Raw genomic sequence first — 15,844 nt, 5'->3', positions numbered from 1 at the left:
GTTATTATAATCATCACAGATATCAGTGGGGACTAAAAAAGATGACTCCTGTTCAGTACAGGAATCATCTCTTATGTGTGGCCTAGCACTCTTTTTTTTAAGTGTCCTTGACTAAGGGTCTAGTTTAGATCAACGATCAACCGGGGCTTCTCTTTTCTTTGCGATTCATTCTTTCTTGCCTATTATGTTCATGGAATTATGCTTATGCCCAAGCTTGTGAATCCCTTGCGCGTGTTATGACGCTGCATGGCAGAAGAGCCTCTTCTTATCGTCCAGGCATCGGATTCCCATACGGATACGTATAATTTAATTCCTCGTCAAACGTGATGTAATCCAGGTTGACCATCAATAATAAGTAGCGCATACCAGTCTTGGGGTCGCTGATGATGATGTGGTCACGGCCGGCAGCCTCCAGCCTGCCTTTAAATATTTTGGCATTCCACTCGCTGTTGTTCTCGTACGTCATATAAATGGTTGCCATCTTGCCCAGGTTTAGACGTAAAATATTTTCGATGAAAGACTGTTCCAACGGCAGCAGGCCTGGAACTGTGGGTGATCCGGTCGTCGGGCCGCTTGATGTGCCTGGAATGAAAGAGCCGCTAGGCGTACCCGGCGGAGGAGAATACTGCCCGGTTTGGGGCGCCCCCATGGGCATTTGCATATAACCGCCGGGGTAGCTAGGGTAGGGCGTGCCACTTCGGTAAGGGTTGTTATTCATATCTTGTTATCCTCCTTCATGGGTTATAACTCTTCTGTATTAATAAGTATTAAAGACGCTTGGACAATTATCACTAGTTGGTGAAAAAAAATAATGTTTTTTGAAACGGCATGTCAGCGGCTGGTCGTACCACTCGTCCGGACAGTCACCCTCAGGCCGGAAGTACCATAAGGAATTGCTCGCGGGATGGAATCTTTCGCCATTGACGACTTTTTGGGCTAGGCGAATCTCAGAATCACGAGGCTTTTGGTAAAAGTAACCTTTTTGCGTAGCTTCAAAGCCGCCAGGGCTTTGAAATACCATTTGCCTCAGCACGCATTAAACGTGCCAATAGCTGCAAGTCCTCTGAATTGGTTTTAATGACGGCCATATGGAACGTTCACTTCCATTCGTAAATACAATTGGCTTATGCACATAACAGCATATGGGCTAGACTATGAATTGATGACAATTACAGCAAAAAGCCGGCTTCTCCCCAAATAGGAGGAAGTCGGCTTATGTCGCTTTTAACGGCGAGATGAAACAGCAAGGAGCATAGCCTTAAAAATTGAAATTATCCGGGTCAGCCCCAAAACGATGGTTTTCGTTTAGGGCATCCAGCTCGGAGATATCTTCAGCAGACAAGGTGAAATCGAAGATAGCTGCATTTTCTTGAATGCGCGCAGGAGTGATCGACTTAGGGATCACAACAATCCCATTCTGAAGGCTCCAGCGGAGAATGACTTGTGCTGGTGTTTTGCCATGCTTGGCAGCAAGCTTGGCCAATACAGGAAGGTCTAGATTTCCTTGCATTAACGGGCTCCAGGCTTCGACTTGAATACGATTTGCTTGGCAGAAGCTGCGCAGCTCCAGCTGGCTCAAACGGGGATGAAGCTCAATTTGGTTCACCATCGGAACAATCTCGCTTCCGGCGATCACATCCTCCAGATGATGTACTTGGAAATTGCTGACGCCAATGGCTCTAACAGCGCCATCCTTATAAAGCTGCTCCAGAGCGCGCCAGGTTTCTTTGTATTTGCCTTTAACCGGCCAATGGATCAAATAGAGGTCAATGATATCGATACCCAGCTTTTTTCGGCTCTCTTCAAATGCCTTTAAAGTGGAATCATAGCCTTGCGAAGCATTCCATACCTTCGTTGTAATAAAAAGCTGCTCGCGGTCAATCCCGCATTCCTTGATCGCGGTACCAACGCCTTCCTCGTTGTCATAGGCAGCAGCAGTGTCAATGCTGCGGTAGCCAGCTTCAATCGCGGATTTCACGGCGTTGATCACCTCGTTGCCCGGCTTTGTCTTCCAGACGCCAAACCCTAGTTGTGGCATTGTGACTCCATTGTGCAGTTCTATGCTTACGGTGCTTTGTTTACTCATTGTCTTCATTCCTCTCAATAGATATGTAGTACAAGCTTGTCGTTTCTGAATGGCTTTCTGAGTGGCTTGCCAATATATCATACCATTGCTTTTGGGTAAAAGGAAAATTGGGCGAGTTCTTAACAAATGACAAAAAAAACAGCTCGCTATCGCGGCGGCTGCGGTTAATTGTATGGAGTTGGATGTTAGCTGCTTAGAATCTTAGACGGCGAGATGCTTCTTTACTTGATCCTCGCTTAATGTTGAAGAGCTGCCTTCGGCGACGATCGTTCCTTTATCAAGAACGTAATAATAGTCAGCAATGCTTGTAGCGAAGGTGAGGCTTTGCTCAACGAGTAGCACGGACATCCGTTTGCTGGCTTTGATCGATTCGATAACCTGCTCAATCTCCATGACAATGGAAGGCTGGATTCCTTCCATCGGTTCATCGAGCAGCAGCAGTTCCGGCTCGGAAACCAAGGCACGCGCGATGGATAGCTGCTGCTGCTGGCCGCCGCTCAAATCGCCGCCTTTACGGCGCATCATTTCTTTGAGCACGGGAAACATTTCATATACGTTATCGGGCACCTTGCTCTTGCGGATGCGGCTTGCTTCCAAGCCGAGCATCAAATTCTCCTCCACGGTAAGCTGGGGGAAAATGTCTCTGCCTTGAGGCACATAGCCGATTCCTGCTTTGGCACGTTTATCCGGTGGAGCATGGGTAATTTCTTTTTCTCCGTAGTAAAGGCTGCCTCTTTTAGGTTTAATCAGCCCCATAATGGTTTTCATTAATGTGGTTTTACCGACACCATTGCGCCCCATTAAGCAGATCACCTGCCCAGGCTCTACCTTCATCGTAACGTTTCTCAGAATCATGCTTTCTCCGTAACCGGCCTCCAATTCCTTAATGCTCAGCATCACGTTCACCCCGTCTTCCCAAATAAACCTCAGCTACCTTGTCGTCATTTTGGACTTCTTCCATCGTTCCTTCACAAAGCACGGTTCCTTCATGCATTACCGTTACGGTTTTGGCAAACTGCCTGACAAATTCCATATCGTGCTCCACTACGATAATCGTTTGACGGTCGCTGATTTTGTGCAGCAGCTCACCGGTTTTCTCCGTTTCACTGTCAGTCATTCCAGCCGCTGGCTCGTCAAGCAGCAGTAGCTCCGGTTCCTGGATAAGCAGCATTCCTATCTCCAACCATTGCTTCTCGCCGTGGGAGAGGGAGCCGGCTTTCTCTTTGGACTTATTTTCCAGACCGATCATATGAAGATAATGCTGTATACGGGCGCGTTGCTCGGCTGTGGTATGGGCGATTAGGGAGCTGAGCAGGCCTCTTTTTTGGCGCATGGATAACAACAGGTTTTCCAACACGGTTAAAGTGATGAAAATGGAGGGGGCTTGAAACTTCCGTCCGACTCCTAGCTGTGCAATCTGGTGCTCTTGATGCTTGGTCAGATCGATATGGTTGCGAAACAGTACCTTGCCCTTAGATGGCTTTACTTTGCCGCATAAAACATCAAGCAAAGTAGTTTTGCCGGCACCATTGGGGCCGATCAGGAAACGCAGCTCGCCAGATTGGAGAGAGAAGTCTAAGCCACGGATGGCTTTAAAGCCGTCGAAATCCACCTCTAGCTGCTCGACATGCACCAATTCGCCAGTGACTTCTTTTCTTGGTGATGTTTCAATCATGATAGAACCTCCTTAGAGTTTTGCGAAGCAAAACTTTCTTCGTAAGCATAAGCTGAGTTTTGCGAAGCAAATTCTTCGTAAGCATAAGCCGAGTTTCACAGGTCAGCTATGGAATAGGTGCGGAGAAGTATTTGCTTTTTACTTGGTATGGGCGGGATTCGTATCTTTAGGTAGGTCTGGATACGAGCCTTCACTAGCTTTTGGCTGTAATCGACTGGATTTTTTGAACGGGTACAAGCCCCATTTCTCGCAATATTCGTAGATCGTTCCGACTATACCTTTTGGGAAAAATAGTACGGCTGCAATAAACATGGCTCCAAGAATGATCGGCCACCATTGCGGATACGCTTCACTGAACGTAGTTTTGGCTGCATTGGTAACGACTGCCCCAATAACGGCTCCATAGACGGTTCCACGTCCGCCGATAGCTACCCATAAAACCATTTCAATCGATGGTACGATGCCCATTTGTGCAGGTGAGACGATACCCTCTTGAAGAACGAAGAGGATTCCAGCTACGCCGGATAAAGCGGCGGAAAAGCAGTAAATGAACACTTTGTACGTAACGGGGTTATACCCGATAAACCGGACGCGGTTCTCTGCATCGCGGATAGCGACCAGAATTTTACCAAGACGGCTGGTAATCAGCCATTGGCAGAGCAACAAGGTACCGATAAGTGCGAAGGCAGTTACATAATAAAAAATGAGCTTAGTCGATTGCTCGCCGACTTTCATGCCAAGAAAGGTGTCAAAGTTCGTTAAACCGTTCGTTCCGCCTGTATATCCCTGCTGCCCCACGAATAAGGTGACGGTAATAATAACAAGAGCTTGTGATAGGATGGCAAAAAAAGCTCCTTTAATTCGGTTACGGAAGGTCAGGTAGCCAAGGACAAACGCGACAGCTACCGGAACGATAATGGCCAGCAATATAGCAACGCCGGCCGACTGGAATGGTGCCCAGAACCAAGGCAGCTTGTCGACACCGCTCCAAGACATGAAATCAGGAAGCTCGCCATGCGAGGCGACCAGCTTTAGGTGCATCGCCATACAGTAGGCGCCTAGCCCAAAATAAACGCCGTGGCCGAGGCTGAGAATACCTGTGTAGCCCCAGATGAGGTCGAGACCCAAGGCAATAATAGCGTAGCAGAGAAATTTGCCTAATAAGGAAAGCCGGAAATCGGATAAAAACATCGGCGCCGCCAGCATCACAGCAAGAAGAAGTACAGTGAACACGATTTTCATTTTTGTGTTAGTGATGGCCATTTTATCAACTCCTACAAGCTTCCTTTAGGAAGCTGACTTCGTAAGCATGTGCTTCTAATCGAGTGCTCTTGATTTTATCGTGACCAAACCGGAAGGTTTCCATTGTAGGAAGGCGATAATGAGTGTAAAGACGATTACTTTGCCAAGCGTAGCGCTGGTTGTGTATTCGAATACGGTGCTGAGCACGCCGATGCCAAGTGCGCCGGCAATGGTTCCAATAATTTTGCCAATGCCACCGAGAACGACGACCATAAAGGCGTCCACGATGTAATAGGTGCCAATTGAGGGTCCGATTGGACCTACGAGAGTTAACGCGCAGCCTGCAATGCCAGCCATGCCGGAGCCAAAAGCAAAGGCCTGCCCATCGATACGGCGTGTTGAGATACCGAGGCATGAAGCCATGCTGCGATTTTGCATAACAGCTTGCATGTTGCGTCCACCGCGGCTTTTGTATTGATAGAGATAAATGATCGTAATGCACACAATGACAAGCCCGATAATAAATATCCTTTTGTATGGCAGAATGACATCGCCAAGCGCGAGGCCGCCCTCAAGCCATCCTGGTGCTTTGACCGCCACATTGGGGGCTCCGAAAATTTGCCTTGCAAGCTGTTGGAGTACAAGGCTTACGCCCCATGTGGCCAGCAGGCTATCTAGGGGTCTTCCATAAAGGAAGCGGATCAGTGTAATTTCGAGCAGCCATCCAATCGCGAACGCTACAGCAAAGGCAACAAGAATCGAGAGGATGAAATACCAACCAAATGCAGACGCCGGCAAAAACTTTTGGAACATCTGTTGAATCGTATATGCCATATAAGCACCGATCATAATAAATTCGCCATGTGCCATATTGATCACATTCATTAAGCCGAATGTAATAGCCAGACCCAGTGCGATTAAGAGCAGGATGGAGCTCAGGCTGATACCGTTAAACAATTGGAGCATTAATAAGCTCATTGGAGTCATCCTCCCTTATAAAATGCAGGACTGTCCTTGAAGGACAGTCCCGATCCTTAATTATGCAGTTGATTCATTGCGAAAGGGCTATTTCTTAGTAACTTCAGCGCCCCATGGATAAGTTTTAAGGAATGGATCTGGCTTCACAGGTTTACCGGAGTTCCATACTTCTTTAAATTGTCCGTCCGCTTGCACTTGGCCGATACGAACGGTTTTGTATACGTGTTGATTGTCACCATCGATCACAACCTTGCCGCCTGGTGCATTATACTCAAGGCCTTTAGCTGCTTCCTTTACCTTTTCCACATCGAAGGATCCGGCTTTTTTTACAGCTTCTGCCCATAAGTAAACGCCAAAGTAACCAGCTTCGATCGGGTCATCCGTTACGCGGTCTTTACCATATTTGGCTTTGTAGGCTTCAACGAATTTTTTGTTTTCTGGTGTATCTGTAGATTGGAAGTAGTTCCATGCTGCATAATGTCCTTCCAATACAGAAGCGCCAATTCCGCGAATTTCTTCTTCCGCGATACTAACCGACAATGTCGTCAAATCTTTGGCGCTAATGCCAGCATCCTTTAATTGCTTGAAGAAGGCTACATTGCTGTCACCATTCAAAGTGTTAAAAATGACATCCGGTTTATCTTGTTTAATTTTGCTAATAATAGTGTTGTAATCGGTATGTCCAAGTGGCGTGTACTCTTCGGCAACGGTTGTTCCGCCTTCTGCCTTAAGCTGCTCTTTAATAATTTTGTTAGCCGTTCTTGGGAATACATAGTCGGATCCGAGTAAGAAGAACTTTTTGCCTTTGTTTTGCAATAACCAGGTTACAGCAGGAACGATTTGTTGGTTAGTCGTTGCACCTGTGTAAAAAATATAAGGAGAGGATTCAAGGCCTTCGTATTGCACGGGATAGAAAAAGAGTCCTTTGTTTTGTTCAACAACTGGAAGTACAGCTTTGCGACTTGAAGATGTCCATCCTCCGAAAATAACTGCAGCCTTATCGCTTTGCAGTAGTTTTTTCGTTTTCTCTGCAAATGTTGGCCAATCGGAAGCGCCATCTTCTATAATCGGTTTAAGCTGTTTACCAAGCACGCCCCCTGCTTTATTAATTTCTTCAATTGCCATCATTTCGGCATCTTTGACAGATACTTCACTGATGGACATCGTGCCAGTTAGTGAATGAAGAATGCCTACGGGTACCGTATCGCCTTTGGCTGCCTCAGGTGTTGCAGGCTTAGCCTCCATGGTTGGGGCTGCTGCCGGCGTTGGCTGCGTCTGTGTGGCACAACCTGCTAATAGTACGGTAAGCGACATACTAACTGCCATTAATACGGTAATTCCTTTTCTCTTTGCCGACATTCCATCCACTCCTTTTAATATACTTCTGAAAATGTTATATAACCTAACGTAATGCTGACCTCTGATTTAGTGTTCAGATGTTTTTTGTGTATCAGCAAAGTTAATTGGCTATATCACATGATTAATATAGTGTAAATGTTATGTAAGTGTCAATAAAAATAACACAAAAATTTCCGTATTTATGTTTCATTTTGTATGACAAAATTCGACTTTATGCTTATTTTTAGGAAAAAAGCCCTTGAAACAAAGGGATTTAACTATTTTAATTATTCAAACACGAATGACGGAGATTTACAGTTCTCTATATAGCGAATATAATAAACATGAAAGATGTTCATTATTCGTCTTTTCATGTTAGATTGTTTTACATTGCAAGTGGTGTAAAGGAGGCAAGTCGAGATGCATTTGACCGAAAGAGAAAAAGAAAGGCTGCTGATTACTGTAGCTGCCGATCTTGCCCGAAGGCGTTTGAATCGTGGCGTAAAACTCAATTATCCCGAGAGTATAGCTTTGATCACATCGGAAATTATGGAAGGTGCCCGAGATGGAATGAGCGTGGCACAGCTTATGCAGTATGGGACGAAAGTGCTAAACTCAAGCCAAGTCATGGAAGGTGTGCCGGAGATGATTCACGAGGTACAGGTAGAAGCTACCTTCCCGGATGGCACGAAACTGGTTACCGTCCATCAGCCGATTAACCATGAATAAGGATGAAGGAGTGGGCAAGCATGATCCCTGGGGAATATCGCGTAAAGGCTGGAGAAATAGAATTAAATAAAGGCAAGCGAACGCTCCGCATCTTAGTGACGAATATCGGGGACAGACCGATTCAAGTCGGATCCCATTATCATTTTTTTGAAGTGAACCGTGCTCTTCAATTCGACAGAGAAGCCGCATTTGGCATGCGTTTAAGTATAGCTGCTGGTACAGCTGTCCGTTTTGAGCCTGGTGAAGAAAAGCCGGTAGAATTAGTAGAATTGGGTGGTTCGAAGCTGTCCTATGGGCTTAATCATTTATCCAAAGGCGAGGCAACACTAGGGCAAATGCCTGAGGAGACGAAGCGACGCTTGGAGAAGTGGAAGGAGGGACCGGTTACCTATGGCAAAGATGGATCGTAAGGCTTATGCGCAAATGTTCGGTCCTACGACCGGCGATGCCATCCGCTTGGCTGATACGAGGCTTTGGGCTGAAATCGAACGGGACTATACCGTTTATGGAGATGAATGCAAGTTTGGCGGCGGCAAAGTCATTCGTGATGGAATGGGACAATCCAGCCGCCATACCCGGGATCAAGGTGTACTGGATACTTTAATTACGAATGCAGTTATTATTGACCATTGGGGAATTGTTAAGGCGGACATTGGCATTAAAGATGGCATGATTGTAGGAATAGGCAAAGCTGGTAATCCCGATCTTATGGATGGCGTGCAGCCCAACATGATCGTAGGCGCCGGAACCGAAGTCATTGCTGGTGAGGGCAAGATTATTACAGCGGGTGGCATTGATACACATATTCATTATATATGCCCACAACAGATCGAAACAGCGCTTGCATCTGGTGTGACTACGATGATAGGTGGTGGCACTGGTCCGGCAGCAGGTACAAGCGCGACGACATGTACACCTGGTGTTTGGCACATGCATCGTATGCTGGAGGCGGCTGAGGCCTTTCCGATGAATCTCGGATTTACAGGAAAAGGGAATGCTTCCTTCCCGGAGCCGCTAATCGAGCAGGTGGAGGCAGGTGCTGTAGGCCTTAAGCTTCATGAGGACTGGGGTACGACACCAGCAGCTATCGATACTTGCTTACGGGTAGCGGACCAATACGATGTTCAGGTGGCTATTCACACCGACACCTTGAATGAATCTGGCTTTGTAGAGGATACGCTTGCTGCCATCGGCGGCAGGACGATCCATACGTACCATACGGAAGGCGCCGGCGGCGGCCATGCTCCTGATATTATTAAAGCATCAGCAGAACTTAATGTGCTGCCATCCTCGACGAATCCAACAAGGCCTTACACCATTAATACTATAGAAGAGCATTTGGATATGCTGATGGTTTGCCACCATCTGGACAGCCGTATTCCCGAGGATGTGGCATTCGCGGATTCACGGATTCGCCCGGAAACAATCGCGGCTGAAGATATTCTTCACGACTTAGGTGTATTCAGTATGCTGAGCTCTGACTCACAGGCGATGGGGCGGATTGGCGAGGTTATTATTAGAACCTGGCAGACAGCGGATAAAATGAAGCAGCAGCGCGGTTATTTGCCAGCGCCTGATGAAGTTTCATTGTCGGCTCCTGAAGCAAACCATGCTGAGGCTGTGGTGCATCAAGGGCAGTCAGAAGAGTCGGAAGAGTCAGAAGATACATACCAAGATAATTTTCGCATCAAGCGTTATATCGCCAAGTATACAATCAACCCGGCAATCACTCATGGCATTTCGCATTTGGTGGGCTCGGTGGAGGTAGGCAAGCTGGCTGATCTTGTCGTATGGAATCCGATGTTTTTTGGTGTAAAGCCGGAGACGGTGATCAAAGGCGGAATGATCGCTTACGCGCAAATGGGCGATCCTAATGCTTCCATTCCCACTCCGCAGCCGGTGATGAGCCGTCCGATGTTTGGTGCTTATGGGCGGGCGCTTAATCAGTGCATCACCTTTGTATCGCAGGCAGCTTTTGACCTTGGTGTACATACCCAGCTAGGGCTGCAAAAGCGGATCGAGCCAGTCAAAAATTGCCGAACGGTTACGAAAAAGGATATGATTCATAATGGGGAAACCCCCAAGATTGATGTTAATCCAGAAACCTATGAGGTTAAGGTAGATGGAGTGGCTATCACCTGTGAGCCTGCGACCGTTTTGCCGATGGCGCAGCTTTACTTCTTATTTTAATTAGCAGCAAGCAAAACTCAGTGAATGCTTACGAAGATAGTTTTGCAAGCAAAACTTTAAGAAGGTGAATTCTTGGGGCAGCAAATATCTACAGTCAATTGGCTATCGTATTTACAGCTTCTGGATTCGGCGCTGCCTATCGGTGGCTTCTCGCACTCCTTCGGGCTGGAAACACTCGTACAGAATGGCACGGTACAAAAACCAGCGCATCTAAAGCAATATGTCGAGACGATGCTCACTCAGAGCTGGGCGCCTATAGATGCCCTTGCTGTCAAAGCGGTGTATGTATACGCTCCAAGCGGGCAATGGGAAACGTTATGGCAGGTAGACCAGATGCAGCATGTACAACGTACAGCCTATGAGACTCGCGAAGGTGTGGTGAAAATGGGCCGCCGTCTGCTGCAGCTCGGGCTTTCGATTTATCCAGACCTGCGTTGGGGTCTTCTGCAGGAAGCAATTCGCGAGCAAAAATGCTTCGGGGCGCATCCCTTAATTCATGGCTGGCTAGCCTACCATTTGCAGGTGCCGTTGACGATGGCGGCAGAAGGTTACCTGTATGCCTGTACGATGACTTGTATTAACAGCGGTTTACGGCTGATGTCGATTGGGCAAACTGAAGGCCAGCGCGTACTGGCGGAGATGCTTCCCATTATAGCGGAGGCATGGAGGAATGCCGAGCATCTTGACCCTGTAATGGACGGCTTTGGCAACACGCCAATGGCTGACATCTCGATGATGCAGCACGAAAATTTATACTCACGACTATTTATGTCCTAATCATCCTAATCATCCATACCTCCCCGGTATCTGTGAATGATAAATATAATTTCAGGAGGCAAACTTTATGTGCCAAGGCGGAACGCATAATCATGGTTGGGTAACACCCGAGAAATCCCAGTTAGAACGTCCAATGCGAATTGGTATCGGAGGCCCTGTAGGCTCAGGTAAAACAGCACTTGTAGAAAGGCTTGCACGCCGTTTAAATGATAAATATAGTATTGCCGTTATTACGAATGATATTTATACGAAGGAAGATGCCAATATTTTAATCCGTTCCGAAGCATTGACAGCCGATCGTATTATCGGGGTGGAAACGGGAGGTTGCCCGCATACAGCGATTAGAGAGGATGCTTCCATGAACTTTGAAGCCATCGAAGAGCTGGAGAGTCGCTTTGCGCATCTCGATATTATTTTTATCGAAAGTGGTGGAGATAACCTAGCGGCTGCATTCAGCCCGGAGCTGGTGGATCGCTTCATCTATATTATCGACGTAGCCCAAGGCGAGAAAATCCCCCGCAAAGGCGGTCCAGGTATTATTCGCTCGGATATGCTCATTATCAACAAGATCGATTTGGCTCCTTATGTAGGCGCGAGCTTGACCGTTATGGAAGAGGACACTCGCAAAATGCGTGGAGAACGTCCATTTATTTTCTCCAATATGTTTGACGGCCAAGGTGTGGATGCGATTGTGGATTGGGTAGAGCATGAATTCGCACATGCCTGATATGACCGGCTGTATCTCGGCTGGATTTCACGAGCGGAATGGGCAAACATGGCTCGGCGATAAGTACCATACGTATCCCCTTAAAATCGCCAAAACCTTTGCATTTGATTATGGGCAGCTTGGCGTCTATATGATGGATGCTTCGCCGGGCATTATGGCGGGCGACCGATACGTGATGGATTGGCGGTTTGGGGAACGCACCAATGTGTATATAACAAACCAATCCTACACCAAGGTACACCCTGCACGTCCGGAGAATGGCGGAGATGAAACCGTAAGAGTTAGCGAACAGCAGCAGACGTTGGAGCTTGCTTCTAACAGCTATGTTGAATATATGCCGGAACCTGTCATGCTGTATAAAGATGCTGTACTGCATAGCAGCATGGAGGTGCGGCTGGCTGCGGGCTCGACTTTAATTCTTTCCGATCTGGTATCACCGGGAAGGGTGCTCCGTGGTGAGCTTTTTCAATATGAGCATTACGAGAATCACCTGAAGGTGACCTATGAGGAAGAACTGATTTATTGCAGCAAACAGCGCATCGTACCTGCCCAGCAAAAGCTGCAGGTTATTGGTGGCTGGGCGACCTATACGCATATTGGAACCTTTTATCTATTCAATGAGCAAGTGGATGCGGAATTTGTGGAAGCATTAAAGGTGCATTTGGATGAACAGCTCCAGCTTGATCGCGAGAACGACTTGGGCGTCGCAGCAATCCCGCTTTATTACGGGGTCAGCCGTACTTATAAAAAAGGGCTGGTGCTTTCCATCCTTGGTCATAAGGTATATGAAATTCAAAGCCTGCAGGATGCCGCTTGGGCGTTCATTCGCAAGCAGTTATTTAAGAAAAGTCCACTGCTGGTTCGAAAATAGCATCCCATATTCATGCCTTATTATAGAAGAGCCGCATTTAGCTGCGGCTTTTTTTCTGCGAACAGTGACAAATTCTTTTCACATTTAGGCCTAACTATCGACAATATTTTGAATTCGTGCCGTGGTTTATTGTCAAATGGGTCTTGGGTTGATATGATAAGGTAAGTAAAAGCTTAATCGGAATTTTGTGAACTTTGAAGCAAGCTTTCTGTGAAAACTCTTAAGGAGGATTTTATCCAAGTGGAAGAACAATTGAGGCTTAACCTCACTGTGGATTCGGCGGCAGCCGAGTCAGAGATGGAACATGTCGACCAAGGCCCCGTAACCTGGAGAGATTTTGTGCAGCTGGCCAAGCCGGGTATTATACTTTCGAACTCGATCACTGCATTTGGGGGCTTCTGGGTCGCTTCGGGCTGGAATGTCGATTGGGTGCAGTTGTTGTATACAATGATCGGAACAGCGCTTGTAATGGCGTCAGGCTGTGTGCTGAACAATTATTTGGACCGCGATATGGACACGAAGATGGCTCGTACTCAACAACGGGCACTGCCTAGCGGCAAGATGTCCCCACAGACCGTATTGTGGTATGGGATTATATTGGGCGTGATCGGTGTTTCCGGGCTTTGGCTGCTCGTCAATCCATTAGCCGCGTTATTCGGATTAATCGGTCTGTTCGTATATGTTTGGATTTACACAGCTTGGTTCAAACGCACATCGGTTTGGAGCACGGTTGTAGGCAGCTTTTCTGGTGCGATGCCACCGGTTATCGGTTATTGTGCAGTCCGCCATGATGTAGATGCAGGAGCCGTTATCTTGTTCCTGATTCTTTTCCTCTGGCAGCCGCCGCATTTCTGGGCACTTGGGATTCGCCGTATGGAGGAATACCGCGCCGCTGGCTTCCCGCTATTGCCTGTTGTCAAAGGTACTTTTATAACGAAGATCAGCATGGTCCGTTATGTCGTTCTGCTAGTCCCAGTCTCGCTTTTGCTTTATGTCTATGGTTACGTCAATGTGATTTACTTTTACGCGGCGATCGTGATGGGCTTATACTGGGCATTTCTCTGTATTAAGGGCTTTAAAGCTGAGGATGAAGTGCTATGGGCCAAAAAAACATTTATTTATTCCATTAACTATTTGACGGTACTGTTTATTATTATGGTTCTAACTACAGTAGCGACTAAATAACAGCGAGAAGTTGTAGCAACCTAAGATTCAAGTCCCATGGCAGCATGGGATATTTTTTTTCGCACAAAGGATGGAGACAACTAATGAACCCTACATTTATGCAAAAAAACGGCTTTAAGCTACTGGTCATGGCACTGCTTTTGGTGATGATTGGTACTTTGGGCTATATGGTGATAAAAGGGAATAATCCCGCTTCGAAGCTGGAGGTTATGAAAAAAGCACCCGATTTCAAGCTCGATAATATCGACGGCAAGCCCATCAGCCTAGCGGAGCTATCAGGTCGCTCCAAGCTGATTTACTTTTTTTATTCCACATGCCCGGATGTATGCCAGCCGACTACGTATACCTTATCCAAGGTGCAGGATGCTTTAGTGAAAAAAGGCGTATTTGGGGATAAAACGGCGATTACTTCGATCAGCTTTGACCCTAGCAAGGATACAACCGAGCAGCTGCAAAAATTTTCGAAAAGCTTTCACGCTGATCCCAAGGGCTGGTATTTCCTGCGCGGTGATGAAGCCGCAGTGATTGATCTGGCGCAAAAGTACGGAGTGATGGTGGTTAAGGATAAAGAAGGTGGCACATTTACCCATAATAATGTGATCCTGCTTGTCGACAAAAAGGGCGATCTCAGAACGTACTATAATGGTAGCGACCCGGATCTTGATGTAGATAAAATTGCAGAGGATATGATTGGATTAAGCAAGGAATAGCGCATCTTTAGAGGAGCACAGGCATGACGTATTTCGTTTATATTTTACTCAACAATATTATTCCGCTTTCGATTATGATCGCTTTGGGTGTGATTCTTTATAAAGCCTTTAAATTAGATATTCGCACCTTATCCAAGCTGAATTTTTATTTATTTTCTCCTGTGCTTGTATTTAAAATGCTTTACGAATCATCGCTTTCGTTGCAGCTTATGATGCAGACACTCCTGTTTTTCTCACTCCATTTTGCTGCGATGTTCCTGCTGGTTGAGTTTGTAATGCGTATACGCGGCTACCAGAACAGCATGATCACTGCCATGCGCAACAGCGTGATTTTCTACAACAGTGCCAACTATGCGCTTCCGCTGAATCAGCTTGTTTTTGTAGGCGATGCCTTTACCTTATCGATTCAAATTATTATTATGATGATGCAGTCCTTGTTGCCTAATACGTATGGGGTATATAGCGTAAATGCGCATAATAAGGATACTAGGAAAACGTTGCGTACGATCCTGTCACTGCCCGTTATTTATATGATTCCACTTGCTTTCCTGATGCGCTGGCTGCATATTCCGATTCCTGATCCTATCTATACACCGATAAACTATATTTCGAGTGCATTTGTCTGTACGGCCTTACTGACATTAGGTGTGCAGCTGGGAAGTATGAAATGGAAGCTGATGTTTTCGGATGTGATGCTCTCCAATGTTCTGCGCTTAATGGTCGGACCGGCTGTTGGCTTCGCGATTGTCTGGCTGCTGGGTATCCATGGAACCATGGCTCAAGCACTTGTGCTGGCTAGTGCCGTGCCCACCTCGCTAAGCAGCGCATTATTAGCCGTAGAATATGATAATGAGCCGGAATTCGCCTCTCAAGTCGTATTTTCTTCTACGATTTTTAGTATATTTACAGTGACCTTGGTCATTTATTTAATCCAATTTATTGCTTAAAGCCGTGATGGGTAAGGGGTATATGATGTACTCCTCCAGGCCGGCTTTTTCTAATTGCAGAATTAAATATTCGTCAGGTGTACCTTCTACTCCGGCATAACCCCTTCTTGTGTAGATTTGAGTGGCATCAGGAAAGGCATCGCGCAAAACACCACGAATTTTTTTCCCGGAAGCATCATTATCTGTAAATAAAAAAACCTCACTGTCCTCGGCTTGTTTCTTCAATAATTCCAGACGCTTCGTACTTAAGGAGCCATAAGTGCAAACAATGCGGATCTCTCCTGTTAACAATCTCCTTAAACGGCTTCGGTCATTTTTTCCCTCAACGATAATAGTTATATACATGCTTACACCTCATATCCACGATGCTAACGCTTTTATTTGTAGTA

Annotated in this window: 18 protein-coding genes and 1 pseudogene; 10 read left to right on the top strand and 9 right to left on the bottom strand. The window is 46.6% G+C overall.

Annotated features, from left to right (window positions below; translation table 11 throughout):
- Nucleotides 1–86: IS3 family transposase (locus tag G9U52_RS11350; RefSeq protein ID WP_166146575.1), on the top strand; the 86-nt coding region annotated here is incomplete at its 5' end.
- A gap of 179 nt (nt 87–265) precedes the next feature.
- On the opposite strand, the gene gerQ is transcribed toward G9U52_RS11350, so the two are convergent.
- The 8 genes and pseudogenes from gerQ to urtA all read right to left on the bottom strand — a co-directional run bounded on the left by gerQ (nt 266) and on the right by urtA (nt 7,340).
- Nucleotides 266–718 (bottom strand): spore coat protein GerQ, encoded by a 453-nt coding sequence (gerQ, locus tag G9U52_RS11345; protein WP_166149391.1) that lies wholly within the window; start codon nt 716–718, stop codon nt 266–268.
- A gap of 39 nt (nt 719–757) precedes the next feature.
- Nucleotides 758–1,088, bottom strand: a pseudogene (locus G9U52_RS11340) (cell wall hydrolase).
- A gap of 170 nt (nt 1,089–1,258) precedes the next feature.
- On the bottom strand, nt 1,259–2,086 hold the full coding sequence (locus tag G9U52_RS11335) for an aldo/keto reductase (RefSeq protein WP_243767264.1): 828 nt from the start codon (nt 2,084–2,086) through the stop codon (nt 1,259–1,261).
- A 201-nt stretch (nt 2,087–2,287) separates the two neighbouring features.
- A complete protein-coding gene (urtE, locus tag G9U52_RS11330; RefSeq protein ID WP_166149387.1) occupies nt 2,288–2,983 on the bottom strand; it encodes an urea ABC transporter ATP-binding subunit UrtE in 696 nt (231 codons plus the stop codon).
- Nucleotides 2,970–3,761, bottom strand: coding sequence for an urea ABC transporter ATP-binding protein UrtD (urtD, locus tag G9U52_RS11325; RefSeq protein WP_166149385.1), 792 nt, complete (start codon nt 3,759–3,761; stop codon nt 2,970–2,972). Before urtD ends, urtE begins: the two co-directional genes overlap by 14 nt.
- Before the next feature lie 138 nt (nt 3,762–3,899).
- On the bottom strand, nt 3,900–5,024 hold the full coding sequence (urtC, locus tag G9U52_RS11320) for an urea ABC transporter permease subunit UrtC (protein ID WP_166149383.1): 1,125 nt from the start codon (nt 5,022–5,024) through the stop codon (nt 3,900–3,902).
- Between the two features lie 54 nt (nt 5,025–5,078).
- Entirely contained in the window at nt 5,079–5,981 is a 903-nt protein-coding gene (gene urtB / locus G9U52_RS11315; protein WP_166149381.1) for an urea ABC transporter permease subunit UrtB, read from the bottom strand.
- Between the two features lie 87 nt (nt 5,982–6,068).
- Nucleotides 6,069–7,340 (bottom strand): urea ABC transporter substrate-binding protein, encoded by a 1,272-nt coding sequence (gene urtA, locus G9U52_RS11310; RefSeq protein WP_207952895.1) that lies wholly within the window; start codon nt 7,338–7,340, stop codon nt 6,069–6,071.
- A gap of 399 nt (nt 7,341–7,739) precedes the next feature.
- Here urtA and G9U52_RS11305 point away from each other — a divergent pair, with 399 nt between their 5' ends.
- From G9U52_RS11305 to G9U52_RS11265, 9 genes are all read left to right on the top strand, one after another.
- Complete coding sequence (locus G9U52_RS11305; protein ID WP_166149379.1) at nt 7,740–8,048, top strand: urease subunit gamma; 309 nt, start codon at nt 7,740–7,742, stop codon at nt 8,046–8,048.
- 20 nt (nt 8,049–8,068) lie between these two features.
- Nucleotides 8,069–8,458 (top strand): urease subunit beta, encoded by a 390-nt coding sequence (gene ureB / locus G9U52_RS11300; protein ID WP_166149377.1) that lies wholly within the window; start codon nt 8,069–8,071, stop codon nt 8,456–8,458.
- Nucleotides 8,439–10,238, top strand: coding sequence for an urease subunit alpha (gene ureC / locus G9U52_RS11295; RefSeq protein WP_166149375.1), 1,800 nt, complete (start codon nt 8,439–8,441; stop codon nt 10,236–10,238). The genes ureB and ureC overlap by 20 nt, the downstream gene beginning before the upstream one ends.
- A 72-nt stretch (nt 10,239–10,310) precedes the next feature.
- Nucleotides 10,311–11,015 carry an urease accessory protein UreF gene (locus tag G9U52_RS11290; RefSeq protein WP_207952894.1) on the top strand — a complete coding sequence of 235 codons (705 nt, stop codon included), beginning with the start codon at nt 10,311–10,313 and terminating at the stop codon, nt 11,013–11,015.
- Between the two features lie 67 nt (nt 11,016–11,082).
- Nucleotides 11,083–11,742 carry an urease accessory protein UreG gene (gene ureG / locus G9U52_RS11285; protein WP_166149373.1) on the top strand — a complete coding sequence of 220 codons (660 nt, stop codon included), beginning with the start codon at nt 11,083–11,085 and terminating at the stop codon, nt 11,740–11,742.
- Nucleotides 11,723–12,613 (top strand): urease accessory protein UreD, encoded by an 891-nt coding sequence (locus G9U52_RS11280; RefSeq protein ID WP_166149371.1) that lies wholly within the window; start codon nt 11,723–11,725, stop codon nt 12,611–12,613. Before ureG ends, G9U52_RS11280 begins: the two co-directional genes overlap by 20 nt.
- A 240-nt stretch (nt 12,614–12,853) precedes the next feature.
- Entirely contained in the window at nt 12,854–13,798 is a 945-nt protein-coding gene (cyoE, locus tag G9U52_RS11275) for a heme o synthase (protein ID WP_166149369.1), read from the top strand.
- A gap of 83 nt (nt 13,799–13,881) precedes the next feature.
- The gene (locus G9U52_RS11270) at nt 13,882–14,508 is read left to right on the top strand and encodes an SCO family protein (protein WP_243767263.1); all 627 of its coding nucleotides are present in this window, start codon (nt 13,882–13,884) and stop codon (nt 14,506–14,508) included.
- Nucleotides 14,509–14,531: 23 nt separating this feature from the next.
- Nucleotides 14,532–15,455, top strand: coding sequence for an AEC family transporter (locus G9U52_RS11265; protein WP_166149367.1), 924 nt, complete (start codon nt 14,532–14,534; stop codon nt 15,453–15,455).
- Here G9U52_RS11265 and G9U52_RS11260 read toward each other — a convergent pair.
- On the bottom strand, nt 15,435–15,800 hold the full coding sequence (locus G9U52_RS11260; RefSeq protein ID WP_166149365.1) for a toprim domain-containing protein: 366 nt from the start codon (nt 15,798–15,800) through the stop codon (nt 15,435–15,437). The genes G9U52_RS11265 and G9U52_RS11260 overlap by 21 nt on opposite strands.
- Nucleotides 15,801–15,844: the final 44 nt, after the last annotated feature.

The sequence above is a fragment of the Paenibacillus agricola genome, from assembly GCF_011440305.1.
Lineage (GTDB): Bacteria > Bacillota > Bacilli > Paenibacillales > NBRC-103111 > Paenibacillus_S > Paenibacillus_S agricola.
This window is presented reverse-complemented; position numbering and strand designations above follow the sequence as displayed.

What these genes read in the sequence shown, in the direction of transcription:
- gerQ (WP_166149391.1), bottom strand. Translation starts at nt 718, where the DNA reads ATGAATAACAACCCTTACCGAAGTGGCACGCCCTACCCTAGCTACCCC.
- G9U52_RS11335 (WP_243767264.1), bottom strand. Translation starts at nt 2,086, where the DNA reads ATGAGTAAACAAAGCACCGTAAGCATAGAACTGCACAATGGAGTCACA.
- urtE (WP_166149387.1), bottom strand. Translation starts at nt 2,983, where the DNA reads ATGCTGAGCATTAAGGAATTGGAGGCCGGTTACGGAGAAAGCATGATT.
- urtD (WP_166149385.1), bottom strand. Translation starts at nt 3,761, where the DNA reads ATGATTGAAACATCACCAAGAAAAGAAGTCACTGGCGAATTGGTGCAT.
- urtC (WP_166149383.1), bottom strand. Translation starts at nt 5,024, where the DNA reads ATGGCCATCACTAACACAAAAATGAAAATCGTGTTCACTGTACTTCTT.
- urtB (WP_166149381.1), bottom strand. Translation starts at nt 5,981, where the DNA reads ATGAGCTTATTAATGCTCCAATTGTTTAACGGTATCAGCCTGAGCTCC.
- urtA (WP_207952895.1), bottom strand. Translation starts at nt 7,340, where the DNA reads ATGTCGGCAAAGAGAAAAGGAATTACCGTATTAATGGCAGTTAGTATG.
- G9U52_RS11305 (WP_166149379.1), top strand. Translation starts at nt 7,740, where the DNA reads ATGCATTTGACCGAAAGAGAAAAAGAAAGGCTGCTGATTACTGTAGCT.
- ureB (WP_166149377.1), top strand. Translation starts at nt 8,069, where the DNA reads ATGATCCCTGGGGAATATCGCGTAAAGGCTGGAGAAATAGAATTAAAT.
- ureC (WP_166149375.1), top strand. Translation starts at nt 8,439, where the DNA reads ATGGCAAAGATGGATCGTAAGGCTTATGCGCAAATGTTCGGTCCTACG.
- ureG (WP_166149373.1), top strand. Translation starts at nt 11,083, where the DNA reads ATGTGCCAAGGCGGAACGCATAATCATGGTTGGGTAACACCCGAGAAA.
- G9U52_RS11280 (WP_166149371.1), top strand. Translation starts at nt 11,723, where the DNA reads ATGAATTCGCACATGCCTGATATGACCGGCTGTATCTCGGCTGGATTT.
- G9U52_RS11270 (WP_243767263.1), top strand. Translation starts at nt 13,882, where the DNA reads ATGAACCCTACATTTATGCAAAAAAACGGCTTTAAGCTACTGGTCATG.
- G9U52_RS11265 (WP_166149367.1), top strand. Translation starts at nt 14,532, where the DNA reads ATGACGTATTTCGTTTATATTTTACTCAACAATATTATTCCGCTTTCG.
- G9U52_RS11260 (WP_166149365.1), bottom strand. Translation starts at nt 15,800, where the DNA reads ATGTATATAACTATTATCGTTGAGGGAAAAAATGACCGAAGCCGTTTA.